The sequence below is a fragment of the Dickeya sp. CFBP 2040 genome, from assembly GCF_012273755.1.
GTDB lineage: Bacteria > Pseudomonadota > Gammaproteobacteria > Enterobacterales > Enterobacteriaceae > Dickeya > Dickeya poaceiphila.
The window spans coordinates 49590-63493 of record NZ_JAAVXH010000020.1; the positions used below are offsets into that span (position 1 = coordinate 49590).

Annotated in this window: 13 protein-coding genes and 1 riboswitch; of the genes, 2 read left to right on the forward strand and 11 right to left on the reverse strand. The window is 55.4% G+C overall.

From position 1 onward, the window contains the following. Nucleotides 1-27: 27 nt before the first annotated feature. The 6 genes from Dpoa2040_RS02405 to moaA all read right to left on the reverse strand — a co-directional run bounded on the left by Dpoa2040_RS02405 (nt 28) and on the right by moaA (nt 4023). Complete coding sequence (locus Dpoa2040_RS02405) at nt 28-1044, reverse strand: iron ABC transporter substrate-binding protein (protein ID WP_042869996.1); 1017 nt, start codon at nt 1042-1044, stop codon at nt 28-30. 247 nt (nt 1045-1291) lie between these two features. After that, complete coding sequence (gene moaE, locus Dpoa2040_RS02410) at nt 1292-1744, reverse strand: molybdopterin synthase catalytic subunit MoaE (protein ID WP_168640160.1); 453 nt, start codon at nt 1742-1744, stop codon at nt 1292-1294. Between the two features lies 1 nt (nt 1745). Beyond that, entirely contained in the window at nt 1746-1991 is a 246-nt protein-coding gene (gene moaD / locus Dpoa2040_RS02415) for a molybdopterin synthase sulfur carrier subunit (RefSeq protein WP_012885131.1), read from the reverse strand. After that, nucleotides 1988-2470, reverse strand: coding sequence for a cyclic pyranopterin monophosphate synthase MoaC (gene moaC / locus Dpoa2040_RS02420; RefSeq protein WP_168640161.1), 483 nt, complete (start codon nt 2468-2470; stop codon nt 1988-1990). Before moaC ends, moaD begins: the two co-directional genes overlap by 4 nt. A gap of 6 nt (nt 2471-2476) precedes the next feature. After that, entirely contained in the window at nt 2477-2989 is a 513-nt protein-coding gene (moaB, locus tag Dpoa2040_RS02425) for a molybdenum cofactor biosynthesis protein B (RefSeq protein ID WP_168640162.1), read from the reverse strand. Nucleotides 2990-3033: 44 nt separating this feature from the next. Then, nucleotides 3034-4023 carry a GTP 3',8-cyclase MoaA gene (gene moaA, locus Dpoa2040_RS02430; protein WP_168640163.1) on the reverse strand — a complete coding sequence of 330 codons (990 nt, stop codon included), beginning with the start codon at nt 4021-4023 and terminating at the stop codon, nt 3034-3036. Beyond that, a riboswitch (molybdenum cofactor riboswitch) is annotated at nt 4011-4155 on the reverse strand. (Overlaps the previous gene by 13 nt.) Nucleotides 4156-4699: 544 nt before the next feature. Here moaA and yvcK point away from each other — a divergent pair. Then, on the forward strand, nt 4700-5620 hold the full coding sequence (yvcK, locus tag Dpoa2040_RS02435; protein WP_168640164.1) for a uridine diphosphate-N-acetylglucosamine-binding protein YvcK: 921 nt from the start codon (nt 4700-4702) through the stop codon (nt 5618-5620). Nucleotides 5621-6006: 386 nt separating this feature from the next. Here the strand turns inward: yvcK and uvrB are convergent, their stop codons facing one another. From uvrB to bioB, 5 genes are all read right to left on the reverse strand, one after another. Further along, nucleotides 6007-8019 (reverse strand): excinuclease ABC subunit UvrB, encoded by a 2013-nt coding sequence (gene uvrB, locus Dpoa2040_RS02440; RefSeq protein WP_168640165.1) that lies wholly within the window; start codon nt 8017-8019, stop codon nt 6007-6009. Nucleotides 8020-8753: 734 nt separating this feature from the next. After that, nucleotides 8754-9434: a dethiobiotin synthase gene (bioD, locus tag Dpoa2040_RS02445; protein ID WP_168640166.1), complete on the reverse strand. Its 681-nt coding sequence runs from the start codon at nt 9432-9434 to the stop codon at nt 8754-8756. After that, complete coding sequence (gene bioC / locus Dpoa2040_RS02450) at nt 9427-10209, reverse strand: malonyl-ACP O-methyltransferase BioC (RefSeq protein ID WP_168640167.1); 783 nt, start codon at nt 10207-10209, stop codon at nt 9427-9429. The genes bioD and bioC overlap by 8 nt, the downstream gene beginning before the upstream one ends. Beyond that, the gene (gene bioF, locus Dpoa2040_RS02455) at nt 10196-11350 is read right to left on the reverse strand and encodes an 8-amino-7-oxononanoate synthase (protein ID WP_042869968.1); all 1155 of its coding nucleotides are present in this window, start codon (nt 11348-11350) and stop codon (nt 10196-10198) included. The genes bioC and bioF overlap by 14 nt, the downstream gene beginning before the upstream one ends. Continuing rightward, entirely contained in the window at nt 11351-12388 is a 1038-nt protein-coding gene (gene bioB, locus Dpoa2040_RS02460) for a biotin synthase BioB (RefSeq protein ID WP_168640168.1), read from the reverse strand. An 89-nt stretch (nt 12389-12477) separates the two neighbouring features. Here bioB and bioA point away from each other — a divergent pair, with 89 nt between their 5' ends. Next, nucleotides 12478-13770 carry an adenosylmethionine--8-amino-7-oxononanoate transaminase gene (gene bioA, locus Dpoa2040_RS02465; protein WP_168640169.1) on the forward strand — a complete coding sequence of 431 codons (1293 nt, stop codon included), beginning with the start codon at nt 12478-12480 and terminating at the stop codon, nt 13768-13770. Nucleotides 13771-13904: the final 134 nt, after the last annotated feature.

A 13904-nucleotide genomic window follows, 5' to 3' on the forward strand; every position in this document is an offset into this window, starting at 1 on the left:
ATTGGACTCCCGCCCTGCACTGACACATTACAGCAAACCTGCTTCGGTCATCAGATCAACCACTTTCTTGCCGTTAAGCTGGGCGGCATCCACTTTCGGCGCCTGCAGGTCTTTCAGCGGCACCAGTTTCGGGTTAGAGGCTGCATTCACGCCCACCGCGTATTCAAAAGCGGTGTTGGTACGCAGGACTTCCTGACCTTTCTTGCCGGTGATCCACTTGATGAATGCCTGAGCCTGCTCTTTATGCTTGCTGGATGCCAGCACGCCGCCGCCAGAAATGCTGACAAACGCCCCCGGATCCTGATGTTTGAAGTAGTACAGACGGACATTTTTACTGTTTTCGCCCGTTTTGGCGCCATCGACAAACGGGTAGTAGTGGTAGATGACGCCACTGTCGATCTGACCGGCATTCACTGCTTTCATCACCGTGCTGTTGCCTTTATACGCGGTGAAATTGGTTTTCATGGCTTTCAGCCATTCCAGCGTCGCTTTCTCGCCTTTCAGCTCCAGCATCGCACTGACGATGGCCTGGAAATCAGCACCAGACGGAGAAGCCGCCCAACGCCCCTTCCATTCGGGTTTGGCCAGGTCCATCAGTGATTTTGGCAGTTGTGCCTCGGTCAGTTTTTCCGGGTTGTAGACAAATACCGTCGAGCGCGCGGCGATACCAATCCAGCGGCCATGGGACGGACGATACTGCGGCTCCACCTGCGCCAGGGTGTCGGCATCCAACGGCGCGAACAGATTGGCGTTATCCACCAGCACCATCGACGGCGAGTTTTCCGTTAAAAACACGTCAGCCGGAGAGGCATTGCCCTCCTGCACCAGTTGGTTACCCAATTCGCTGTCACCGCCATTACGCAGCGTGACTTTAATACCAGTATCCTGAGTAAAACCATCCACCCAGGATTTCACCAGGTTTTCGTGCTGTGCGTTGTAAATCACAATACCCGCATCCTCCGCCTGTGCGCCGAAGGAGAATCCCATCATCAGGGAAGAGGCCAGCAACGTGGCGGGGAACAGAGAAGCTATACGCCGTTTCATACCATTATCCTTTTAACTGTGTGGCAATTAACTGTATGACAATAAAAGCAAATCAGGCGGGACATTACCGCCGGCTCATTATCATTGCATTAAAATAGAAATAAAAATGATTCTTATTAATTATTTTCTTAACACTACGTTAATGCAAATTTTATAATTTGCTGCTTTTTATCGTTTTTTTTACGGTGATGAAATCATTTCTGTAAAAATCATGCAGTGGCGGCAATCAATCCACCGCCACCACCGCTTAAGACCAGCGTTGCGCCGCCCGCTGATCGCTGTCGCGGGCATCGACCCAGCGGTCGCCATCCGGCGTCGCTTCCCGCTTCCAAAACGGCGCGCGCGTTTTGAGGTAATCCATAATGAATTGCGCTGCATCAAACGACGCCTGACGGTGGGCAGCGCTGACGCCCACAAAGACGATCTCGTCACCGGGGTAGAGCGCACCAACACGATGAATAACACTTGCGCGTTGAATCGGCCAGCGCTGCCGTGCCTCATCGACAATCTCTGCCAGCGCCTTTTCGGTCATGCCCGGATAATGCTCCAGTGTCAGCGCGCTGACGTTATCCCCCAGATTGTGATTACGCACTTTGCCGGTAAAGGTCACCACTGCGCCGTCTGTATCGCAGGCTGCCAGCCAGGTGTACTCATCGCCTACGCTGAATGGTTCCTGCCCTACCCGAATGCGTGTGTCCATGTCAGCCTCCGGTAACCGGCGGGAAAAACGCCACTTCGTCGCCATCCGTTAACGGATGCGTCATCGCCACCAGCGACTGATTGACCGCCGCCAGCAGTTTGCCGTCTTCCAGCGCCAGCGCCCAGCGGTCGCCACGTTCACACAGCGCCTGTCGCAACGACGCCACGTCCTGATAGTCGGCAGGCAGTGATAACCGGTCGATGCCGGTTAGCTCACGCACCTGCGCGAAAAATAACACCGTAATCATGATGCCTCCGCCGTAAAATCGCCGGATTTACCGCCGCTTTTTGCCAGCAACCGCACCGGACCGATCACCATATTTTTCTGCACCGCTTTGCACATGTCGTAAATCGTCAGCGCGGCTACCGAGGCAGCAGTCAAGGCTTCCATTTCCACCCCGGTTTTGCCGGTCAGTCGGCACAGGGATTCAATGCGCACCCGGTTATGTTCCGGCTGGGCTTCCAGCTCGACGGCGACTTTACTCAACAGCAACGGATGACATAGCGGAATAAGCTCCCAGGTTCGCTTGGCAGCCTGAATACCGGCGATACGGGCAGTGGCGAACACATCGCCCTTGTGATGTCGCCCTTCGATAATCATCGACAGAGTCTGCGGCGTCATTTCCACAAAAGCTTCGGCACGGGCTTCACGCACCGTCTCCGCCTTGTCAGAAACATCCACCATAGCCGCTTCACCGGCGGCATTAATGTGGGTCAGTTGTGCCATAACAGCTTACTTTTTCAAATGAGGATAGAGGTTACAGGGTTTCTGGCGCGCATCCAGTTGCTCACGAATAATGCGCTCCCAGGCAGTACGGCAGGCTTTGGTTGACCCCGGCATAGCGAAAATCGCCGTCTGATTGGCCAGCCCGGCAATCGCGCGAGACTGAATGGTGGCGGTGCCGATCTCTTCGTACGACACCATGCGGAACAGTTCGCCAAATCCTTCGATTTCCCGGTCGAACAGTACCCGAATAGCTTCCGGCGCCAGGTCGCCTGACGTAAAGCCGGTGCCGCCGTTGATCAGGACAACCTGCACATCGTCGCGGGCTATCCAGGCGGAAACCTGTGCACGGATGTGATACAGGTTTTCACTGACAATCGCGCTGTCCGCCAGATGATGTCCATCATGCTGCAATGCTTCACGCAGATAATCGCCAGACGTATCGTCGGCGGCAGTACGACGGGACGATATGGTCATCACCGCCACCTGCAAAGGAATAAATTCGCTGCTGACCTTGCTCATAAACACTCCGTAACGGTTGCCGTAATACCGTATTACGCGGCCACTCAGCCGCCGATAAAGGAAAGATTCGGGGTAATGCCGCTGTTGCCGTCATGCAGAAAATGCGACTGCCGCTTGCTGCCAAGACCGCCGGAAATACGCAATTTCAGCGCGTCCAGTTGTTCGTCATCCGTCAGCAAATCGCGCAGCGGAATACCCTGCTCACCAAACAAACATAGATGCAGATTGCCGATGGCCGAAACCCGCAGCCGATTACAGCTCTGACAAAAGTCTTTTTCATACGGCATGATCAACCCCACCTCACCCTGATAATCCGGGTGCGAGAACACCTGAGCCGGGCCGTCGCTGCGCTCCCGCATCTGCTGCTGCCACCCTTGCTGCAACAGACGCTCGCGAATCACCTGCCCGGAAACATGATGGCGGCGGAACATCTCCCGTCCTTCGCCGGTTTCCATCAGTTCAATAAAGCGCAATTGGATAGACCGGGTGCGAATCCACTCAAGAAAGGCGTGCAGGCTGCTGTCATTAACATCGCGCATCAGCACCGTATTGACTTTCACCCGCTGGAATCCGTTAGCGAACGCGGCATCGATGCCGTCCATCACCTGACGAAATTTATCCTGCCCGGTAATGGCATGAAACTGACGGGCATCCAGGCTATCGACGCTGACGTTAAGCGCCGTCAGCCCGGCCTCTCGCCAGCTCGCCACATCCCGCGCCAGCCGGTAACCGTTAGTGGTGACGGCCAGCGTACGGATGGCCGGGTTTTCACGAATAGCGGCAATAATATCGACAAAATCCCGGCGCAAGGACGGCTCGCCGCCAGTCAGGCGCACCTTTTCCGTGCCCAGTTCGGCAAACGCCCGGCCAATACGGCGGATTTCACTTAACGACAGAAAGCGATGGGGGGTCGCACCATTGGGCTGATAGCCATCCGGCAGACAATAAGTACAGCGGAAATTGCAGACATCCGTTATCGACAGGCGCAAATAGTAAAACTTGCGCGCAAACGCATCGGTCAGTTGACTCACCATAAACACCTTTCCAAGTACGGGAGATGCGGGCATTTCTACCCTGCACCCTGGTGACCCACAGGTCACGGCCAGAGAACCCTATTCGCGCTGATACACGAACGTAGGTTCCAAGGCTAGGAGTTTGATTTCCCGGCATGATGACACTGACGCCGGGCAACCGTGATTACTTCATGAAGTTTATCGCCAAATCAAGCTATCCGTCATTGAAAAATGCGGTATATAATCTTGTATACAGCGGATTTCATTCACTATTTTCACGCTCAGCATAGCGGAAATGCGATCAATTTTTCTGACCTGCGTCATAGGATGCCGCATATCCCCTACTCCTATGGAGGTAACGCCACAGGATAACCGGCGGGCGTGAAATGCAGATAATGCATACCGTAGATAATTACCTACCCTATAACCCAGGCATATTTTCAAAAATCGGTTTCTTGTTACTGGCAATGAGTTACTGGCAATTAAGCGATGCATTCTGCACCATCACCAAAAATTCCACCTGACACCAGATTTTCCCACATCCGACTACGATGCATTGGGCGTACAGGGCATACATGCAGTGACCGGTAGTCAAGAGGCATTGAAATTTTCTGCTGGTATTTATGCTGTTTTAATGAAAGGTGTGGTATATAACCGCTACTTTTTTAGGGTGGACAACCGGAATATAAGGGCATCTATGGGTAATCGCACGTTGGCGGAGCTGGGTAGCGTGGTCGCACTGGGTGGCGGCCATGGACTGGGGCGCGTGATGTCATCGCTCTCCTTTCTCGGCTCGCGGCTGACCGGTATCGTCACCACCACCGACAATGGCGGTTCTACCGGACGCATTCGCCGCTCGGAAGGCGGCATTGCCTGGGGCGACACCCGTAACTGCCTTAATCAGTTGATCACCACCCCCAGCGTAGCGTCGGCCATGTTCGAATACCGTTTTAACGGTAACGGTGAGTTGTCGGGCCACAACCTTGGCAATTTGATGCTCAAAGCCATGGATCATCTCAGCGTGCGTCCGCTGGAAGCCATCAACCTGATACGCAATCTGCTTAACGTGGATGCACGGCTGATTCCGATGTCGGAACAGCCAGTGGACCTGATGGCGGTTGATACACAAGGTAATCTGGTCTATGGCGAAGTCGCGGTGGATCAACTGGCCACCCTGCCACAGGATCTGATGATCTACCCAACTGCGCCTGCGACACAGGAAGCCCTGACAGCCATTGCCGAAGCAGATTTGATACTGATCGGCCCCGGCAGTTTTCTCACCAGCCTGCTCCCCCCGTTGCTGCTTGCCGATCTGGCTCAATCGCTGCGCGATGCTCATGCGCCTGTGGTGTACATCGGTAATCTGGGCGGCGAGCAAAGCCAGATAGCCACTCGCCTGACACTGGCGCAGAAACTACAGCTTCTCGAAAGAAAAATTGACGGGCGTATCATTGACGCCATGGTCGTAGCCCCCCAAACGGACACCAGCGGCGTGAATGATCGCCTGATTATCCGCCAACCGCTGGGGGCACAGGACGTGCCGCATCACCATGATCGCGTATTATTGTGCGCAGCGCTGGAACAGGCGGTACAAGCGCTGGGGCTGTGTCCAGCTTAAATGGATTTATATTGAGATAGAGTAAAATTTCGTGCGCGACAAACTTTCATATTCCTTATTAAACAATAAATTGCGCACGAAAAGGAGAGGCTCACACGCCGCCTCTCCTTGACCACTGGCTGATAGGCTAAACTGCGCCGCTACGCGGTGCCTTCGGCGTTCATCGCCGCTATTCGGGCCGCCTGCGACGCGATTACTCGCCACATGCTGTGGCTCGCCCTGCGGGCCAGCGTAAACGCTGTTCAAAAACGCTTTTCGCGTTTTTGTCCAACGCGGCGCAGACTTTCGCGGCATCCATGCCGCTCACCCGGCGTCGATGCTCACCTCAGCGCAGTTTTTCACGCGAAAAACAATCTCAATAAAATATCCCCGGACTAAAACTAACGTCAGGACGCCGCAATAAACTGCTCGCGCAGCGCGTGGATTTCGTCGCGCAGGCGGGCGGCTTCCTCGAACTCCAGATTCTGTGCATGGGCCAGCATCTGGCTTTCCAGTTCTCGGATTTTCTGGTCCAGCGCTTTCGGCGACAGTTGTTGATACCGGGCCGTCGGTTCCGCCGCTTTCTTGCCGCGCCCTTTGCCCTTACCGTTGACAGGCTGACCAATCTGCAAAATGTCGCCAATCTTCTTGTTCAGGCCCTGCGGTACAATGCCATGTTGCTCATTGTATGCCTGTTGCTTCTCCCGGCGACGTTGGGTTTCATTGATGGCGCGCTCCATCGACGGCGTAATCCTGTCGGCGTACAAAATCGCCTTACCGTTGAGGTTACGCGCCGCCCGACCGATGGTCTGAATCAGCGACCGTTCAGAGCGCAGGAAGCCTTCTTTATCCGCATCCAGAATCGCCACCAGCGACACTTCCGGCATGTCCAGCCCTTCACGCAGCAGGTTGATGCCCACCAGCACATCGAATTCGCCCAGCCGCAAATCACGGATGATCTCCACCCGCTCTACGGTATCGATATCCGAGTGCAGGTATCGTACCCGCTCGCCGTGCTCTTCCAGATATTCGGTCAGGTCTTCCGCCATGCGCTTGGTCAGGGTGGTGACCAGCACACGCTCGTTGATGGCGGAACGCTTGCGGATTTCTGAGAGCAAGTCGTCCACCTGGGTGGTCACCGGGCGTACTTCCAGTTCCGGGTCCAGCAGGCCGGTCGGCCTCACCACCTGATCAATCACTTCGCCGCCGGATTTCTCCAGTTCATAATTGCCCGGCGTCGCCGAGACATAAATCGTCTGCGGCGCCAGCGCTTCAAATTCTTCAAATTTCATTGGCCGGTTATCCAGCGCCGACGGCAGACGAAATCCATACTCCACCAGCGTTTCCTTGCGCGCCCGGTCGCCGCGGTACATTCCGCCCAACTGCGGAATGGTGACGTGGGACTCGTCGATCACCAGCAGACCGTCAGCCGGCAGGTAGTCAAACAGCGTCGGCGGCGGCTCGCCTGGTCCTCGGCCAGACAAAAAGCGTGAGTAGTTTTCAATGCCGGAGCAATAGCCCAGCTCATTCATCATCTCCAGATCAAACGTAGTGCGTTGCGACAGCCGCTGTTCTTCCAGCAATTTATTGCCGGCGAGCAGTACCTGACGGCGCTCAGCCAGCTCGACCTTGATGTCTTCCATCGCCTGCAGGATACGTTCGCGTGGCGTCACATAGTGCGTTTTGGGGTAAATAGTGTAGCGCGGCACCGCCTGCACAATGTGGCCGGTGAGCGGGTCGAACAGCGACAACCGTTCCACTTCTTCGTCAAACAATTCCACCCGCAGGGCGATATCTTCAGATTCCGCCGGGAAAATATCGATGACCTCACCGCGAACCCGGAAAGTACCGCGTCCAAATGCCTGATCGTTGCGGGAATACTGCAATTCCGCCAGTCGCCGTAAAATCGCGCGTTGGTCAATCAACATGCCCTGCGTCAGGTGCAGCATCATTTTAAGATAAAGATCCGGATCACCCAGGCCGTAAATGGCGGAGACCGACGCCACCACGACTACGTCGCGCCGCTCCAGCAACGCTTTAGTGGCGGACAACCGCATCTGCTCGATATGTTCGTTAACCGACGCATCCTTCTCGATGAAGGTATCAGAACTCGGCACGTAGGCTTCAGGCTGGTAGTAGTCGTAGTAAGAGACGAAATACTCCACCGCATTCTCCGGGAAAAACGCCTTCATCTCGCCATACAACTGTGCCGCCAGCGTTTTATTGGGCGCCAGCACCATAGTCGGGCGATTGAGGTCGGCAATCACGTTGGCGATAGTGAAGGTCTTGCCGGACCCTGTTACCCCCAGCAACGTCTGGTGCGCCAGCCCATCCTCCAACCCCTCTTTCAGACGACGTATCGCTTCAGGCTGGTCGCCGGCAGGTTTGAAGGCAGAATGCAGTTTGAACGCTTTACTCATGAGCAAGACACCCGGATAAAAAACGGTTGGAATCACGCCAACGTCAGCCTGAGTCGGCCAGCGTCGCCATTGACAGGGAGAGACTCAGCTTAGTATGAAAATCCCCGGTCAGATTTGCCAGCCTCATATTACTGGATATAAAAACAGCATCAAGCAATTCTTAACCATTGGCAGCACAACGATAGCGTTCTGTTGGCTAGCACAACCTGGTGTAATTAATCCAGAAAAAAATCGCACATTTATCCCCAGAAATGCTGTTTCTCAAATTATCTGCTACGACCAGTGCCGGTGATTTATTCAAACAGGCCTTGCCGCAATAAAAGTGACTTGATTTTAATTAACAAATTGATTTTTAATGAATTTTAAAAAAAGCAGAGATTAGCGCCAAACCCGGCGCAACCCGCGCCAGCTCTTGGCTGGCGCGTTTTTTCTAACCCTAATACACACAGTTATCCACAGAAATAGTGGATAACTCCCACAAGCGCCCGTGCTTCCTGTATTAGCGTCTTTCACCACCTTTCCCCATCGGCGATGGTACAAGCGGCTTTTAAACAAAATTTCCATGTTTGACCCGCTGGTTGTTATAAAAAAAAGTGCTAAATGACACAGACTTAGCAAAAAGAAAAACGGCTGACTCCCAGGGATAGTCAGCCGTTTTCAAGATGGTTTTTTCTATCAATTTCAATTAGGAAACGGCATAAAACCACAACTCACACAACATTCACTCAAACTCGTTAACGCCTTAGTAAAGTGATGTTTAAGTAATCACCGATATTCTGCTGAAACGGCATGGCCAGATAAGGGATTTCCCCCAGTAGCGGGGCCGGTATGCTATCTCGCAGCGTCTGCAAATAGGTATCATGATAACGGCCAGGCGGCTGAATCACGTTGGCTATCCATCCCGCCAGCCGTAAACCGGCGTGCTGCACTGCTTTTGCCGTTAGCATGGCGTGATTAATGCACCCCAGTTTGACACCGACGACCAGAATCACCGGCAACGCTTCTTCCTGTACCCAGTCGGCGAAGGTTTGCCGCCCGCAAAGCGGCGTAAACCAGCCGCCTGCGCCCTCCACCAGTACCCAATTGGCCTGGCGTTCCAGATTGCGCAGGCCGTTACTGAGGGTTGAAAACGCAATTGGCCGGTGCTCCTCGGCACTGACGATATGAGGTGACGTCGGTTCCAGAAAAGCCAGTGGGTTCACCGCTTCATACGGCAATGTCACCGTGCTGTTGGCCTGTAACTGCAACGCATCGCTATTGCGGATACCGTGCGGGGTTATATCACAGCCGGACGCCACCGGTTTATAACCGGCAGTATGGAATCCAGCACGGCGGGCAGCCTGCAACAGCGCTACGCTGGCGACGGTCTTGCCCACGTCAGTATCGGTCCCGGTCACAAACCAACGTTCAGTCACGGTAAATCACTCCAAAAACGCGTTGATATGTCAGGGGATAGCCTTGCGGATGACGGCAGTAATGCCCAGCCAACGCGCTCAGTTGCCGACGAACCAGTCCGTTGTGTTCACGCCCATCGCGCAGCCAGGTGGCGCCAACGCCTTTGACCGAACGCATCAGGCTCAGTACATCAGGGAAATAGCAGGTTATTGGCGCCAGCGAAATATCAGCACGGTAATCACCGCAAACAGAAATAATCGCCTCCAGCGACAGAAAACGGTTAATACGTCGGGAACCGTCCAGTTGCCGCCAGGCGGCATCCAGTTCAGCCAATGTGCCCTGCGCCAGCGTGCAGAAGGCAATCACACCCCCTGATCGGGTGACCCGATAAAACTCGGCCACTCCGGCGGCAAAATCATCACACCATTGCATCGCCATGTTGCTGAAACTGATATCTACGCTGCCATTCGCCAACGGCAGGCGCTCAATATCGCCATGAAGATAGTGCGTTGCCGCCCGTCGCTGACGCGCCATTGCCAGCATCTCCGTCGAGAGATCCAGCGCCGTCACCCGTTTGCCGCACGCCTGCCAGCGAGCGCTGAAATAACCGGTGCCGCAACCGGCATCCAGCAGTTCTCTGCCACTATGATCGCCAATCAGCGCCATCAGATGTTCGCCGCTTTCACGCTGCAAGGCGGCAAAGCGGTCATATTGCGAGGCGGCCCGACCAAAGGCGTGGGCAATCGCCAGTTTATGGTGGGAATGCGATACTCCACCGTGGTCAGCCTGCGTCATACAGCACCTCCAGTAATCGGTCGATATCTTCTGGCTGATGGCTGGCAGTCAGGGTAATGCGCAGGCGGGCGGTACCCGGCGGCACGGTGGGTGGCCGAATGGCATTGACCCACAGCCCCTTAGCCCGTAATCGCTGCGCCAGCTCCAGCGACCAGCCGTTATCACCGACGATGAGCGGCTGAATGGCGCTCGTCGATGCCAGCAGACGAAACGGCAATTCGGCAGCGCCATCGCGGAAACGGCGAACGGTCTGCGCCAGTGCGTCACGCCGGGTTTCGCCGTCATCACCGCGTATGATCGTCAGTGCCGCTTCCAGCGCACAGGCTTGTGCCGGCGGCATGGCGGTGCTGTAAATCAGATGACGAGCAAACTGCAACAGATACTCCGCCACCGACTGGCTACATAAGATTGCCGCGCCGCTGACGCCAAACGCTTTGCCGAACGTGACAATCAGCAATTCGGGTTTTACTGCTTGCTGGCTACAACAACCGCGCCCTTGTTCCCCCACGGTGCCGATGCCGTGGGCATCATCCACCATCAGCCAGGCACCGTGATCGCGGCAGCGTTGATGTAACGCCGCCAGCGGTGCGGTGTCACCATCCATGCTGAATACGCCTTCGGTGACCACCAGCGTCTGGCCGTTAACTGGTTTTTCCAGCAGTTGTTGCAGTGATTCCGGTTGATTATGGTGAAACCGGCGCAGCGTGGCGGGTGACAGGCTGGCGGCTTCCAGCAGCGAGGCATGACTAAGGCGATCCGCCAGAATGCTATCACCTTCCGCCAGCAGCGTCGTCACCACCGCCTGATTCGCCGCAAATCCGGAAATCATCAATAGCGCCCGGTCATAACCCAACCAGTTCGCCAGCTGTTGCTCCAACTGTTCATGCGCGGTGGTATACCCGGTTACATGGCCGGAACCACCACTGCCCACGCCAAAGCGCTCCGCCCCTTGCTGCCAGGCACGCACGATTGCCGGGTGCTGGCTCAACCCCAGATAGTCATTGCAGGAAAAATTGAGGTAACGCCGTTGCTCGCGCACCAGCCAGCGACCGCCGCCACCATTATTCGGCAGACGTACCCGGTAGGCATCCTGCGCCTGCCGCTGCGCCAGCGCCTGATCGATCCGTTGCTGCCAGCTCATTTATACCGCCGCGTTGTAATATTGCTCAGTATCGGTATGCAGCAATTGCTCAGTCAGATGCTGCTGTTGCTGGTTATCGCCGTATTCAGTTTGGGTTTGCTGCGGGTTAAGCCCCAGTTTGCGAAACAGCAACAGGTCTTTATCTTCTTTGGGATTGGGCGTAGTCAGCAGCTTGCAACCGTAGAAGATGGAATTAGCGCCAGCCATAAAACACATCGCTTGCGTCTGCTCGCTCATCTGTTCACGTCCGGCGGATAGCCGCACATAAGACGTCGGCATCATGATGCGCGCCACCGCGATGGTGCGGATAAAATCGAACGGGTCCACATCGTCGTTTTCCGCCAGCGGCGTCCCCTTCACTTTGACCAGCATGTTGAGAGGCACGCTCTCCGGCGGCGTCGGCAGGTTTGCCAGTTGCACCAGCAGACCGGCGCGATCACGCACCGTTTCCCCCAGACCGACAATCCCGCCGGAACACACTTTGATACCCGCGTCACGCACTTTATCCAGCGTATCCAGCCGCTCCTGATAAGTGCGGGTGGTGATGATGTTGCCGTAAAATTCCGGCGAGGTGTCCAGATTGTGGTTGTAGAAATCAAGCCCGGCTGCCGCCAGCCGTTCAGCCTGATCGTCGTGCAGCGTACCCAGCGTCATGCAGGTTTCCATGCCCATCGCTTTCACGCCGCGCACCATCGACTCCAGATACGGCATGTCGCGCTCATGTGGGTTTTTCCATGCCGCACCCATGCAAAAACGGGTCGAACCCGCCGCTTTAGCCTGACGAGCGGATTCCAGTACCTGCTCAACCTGCATCAGCCGTTCAGTTTCAATGCCGGTGCGATAACGCGCGCTTTGCGGACAATATTTGCAGTCTTCCGGACAGGCGCCGGTTTTGATGGATAACAGCGTGCTGACCTGCACCTGACGAGGATCAAAGTGCTGGCGATGCACCTGTTGCGCTTCAAACATCAGTTCCATAAAAGGCTTATCGAACAGGGACTGAGCCTGCTCCAGTGTCCAGTTTATGCGTTTAGTCATCATCATCGCTCCGGCTAAAAAAGTCTCGTCAGTGTAATTTATGCGGGTATACTGTCAACCAAATTGATATCAAATTGGTTGACAACAGTATGAATCAGGATGACCTGAACTTCGACCAGCGCCATATCTGGCACCCTTACACCTCCATGACCAGCCCCCTGCCGTGTTACCCGGTAATCGCCGCCAGCGGCTGCCAGTTACAGTTGACTGATGGCCGTCAACTGGTGGATGGTATGTCGTCCTGGTGGGCTGCGATTCATGGTTACAATCATCCACGGCTGAATCAGGCGCTGACGGACCAGATGACGCAGATGTCTCACGTGATGTTCGGCGGCATCACCCATCCGGCAGCGGTGGCGCTGTGCCGTGAGTTAATAGCGATCACCCCGGCAGCGCTGGAGTGCGTGTTTCTGGCGGATTCCGGTTCGGTGGCAGTGGAAGTGGCGATGAAGATGGCGTTGCAATACTGGCAGGCACGCGGGGAGCGCCGCCAGCGCTTCCTGACGCTGCGGCACGGTTATCATGGCGATACCTTGGGCGCCATGTCGGTATGTGACCCGGAAAATTCGATGCACAGCCTCTATCAGGGGTATCTACCGCCCCATCTGTTTGCCGCCGCCCCGCGCTGCGGTTTTGACCAGCCATGGCAGCAGGAAGATATCTCATCGTTCAGCACGCTGCTGCAACAATACCCGCATGAGATCGCCGCCGTGATCCTGGAGCCAATCGTGCAAGGTGCAGGCGGGATGCGATTTTATCATCCTGAGTATCTGCGCCAGGTCCGCCAGTTATGCGATCAGTACGGCATGTTGCTGATCGCCGACGAAATCGCCACCGGGTTTGGCCGCACAGGGCGTCTGTTGGCCTGCGAGCACGCCGGGGTGACGCCGGATGTGCTATGTCTTGGCAAGGCGCTGACCGGTGGTTACATGACGCTTTCCGCCACGCTGACCACCCGTGCAGTAGCGGAAACCATCAGCAACGGCGAGGCCGGGTGCTTTATGCACGGCCCTACGTTTATGGGCAACCCGCTGGCCTGCGCCGTAGCTCTCGCCAGCCTGGCATTACTGGCGGAAAACCGCTGGCAGGCACAAGTAACGGCCATCGAAGGGCAACTGCGTCAGGCGCTGCTACCACTCAGGGATGCGCCGGCAGTTGCCGATGTGCGGGTACTGGGCGCTATCGGCGTTGTGGAAACCCATCGACCGGTCAATATGGCGAATCTGCAGCGATTTTTTGTCGAACGCGGGGTCTGGATTCGACCATTCGGCACGCTTATCTACCTGATGCCGCCTTTTATTATTGAACCGCTGGCATTAGCGCAATTAACCGATGCGATTGCTGATGCCGTCAGTGGCGGCTATACCTCACTTTTTAATTGAATTATCTCATCGGGTTGCTTGTCTGGATATTTAACGGCAAGCAACCTCACTCAAAATAATAAGCACGATTTTGGTTAGACTGCTTACTTTAATATTTTCTCAACCCAACACATTCTGAATTACTCCTGACACAT

Coding starts and splice junctions, on each gene's coding strand:
- yvcK (WP_168640164.1), top strand. CDS start 4,700: ATGGGTAATCGCACGTTGGCGGAGCTGGGTAGCGTGGTCGCACTGGGT.
- moaC (WP_168640161.1), bottom strand. CDS start 2,470: ATGGCACAACTGACCCACATTAATGCCGCCGGTGAAGCGGCTATGGTG.
- moaD (WP_012885131.1), bottom strand. CDS start 1,991: ATGATTACGGTGTTATTTTTCGCGCAGGTGCGTGAGCTAACCGGCATC.
- uvrB (WP_168640165.1), bottom strand. CDS start 8,019: ATGAGTAAAGCGTTCAAACTGCATTCTGCCTTCAAACCTGCCGGCGAC.
- bioA (WP_168640169.1), top strand. CDS start 12,478: ATGAATCAGGATGACCTGAACTTCGACCAGCGCCATATCTGGCACCCT.
- moaE (WP_168640160.1), bottom strand. CDS start 1,744: ATGGACACACGCATTCGGGTAGGGCAGGAACCATTCAGCGTAGGCGAT.
- Dpoa2040_RS02405 (WP_042869996.1), bottom strand. CDS start 1,044: ATGAAACGGCGTATAGCTTCTCTGTTCCCCGCCACGTTGCTGGCCTCT.
- bioC (WP_168640167.1), bottom strand. CDS start 10,209: ATGACGCAGGCTGACCACGGTGGAGTATCGCATTCCCACCATAAACTG.
- bioB (WP_168640168.1), bottom strand. CDS start 12,388: ATGACTAAACGCATAAACTGGACACTGGAGCAGGCTCAGTCCCTGTTC.
- bioF (WP_042869968.1), bottom strand. CDS start 11,350: ATGAGCTGGCAGCAACGGATCGATCAGGCGCTGGCGCAGCGGCAGGCG.
- moaA (WP_168640163.1), bottom strand. CDS start 4,023: ATGGTGAGTCAACTGACCGATGCGTTTGCGCGCAAGTTTTACTATTTG.
- moaB (WP_168640162.1), bottom strand. CDS start 2,989: ATGAGCAAGGTCAGCAGCGAATTTATTCCTTTGCAGGTGGCGGTGATG.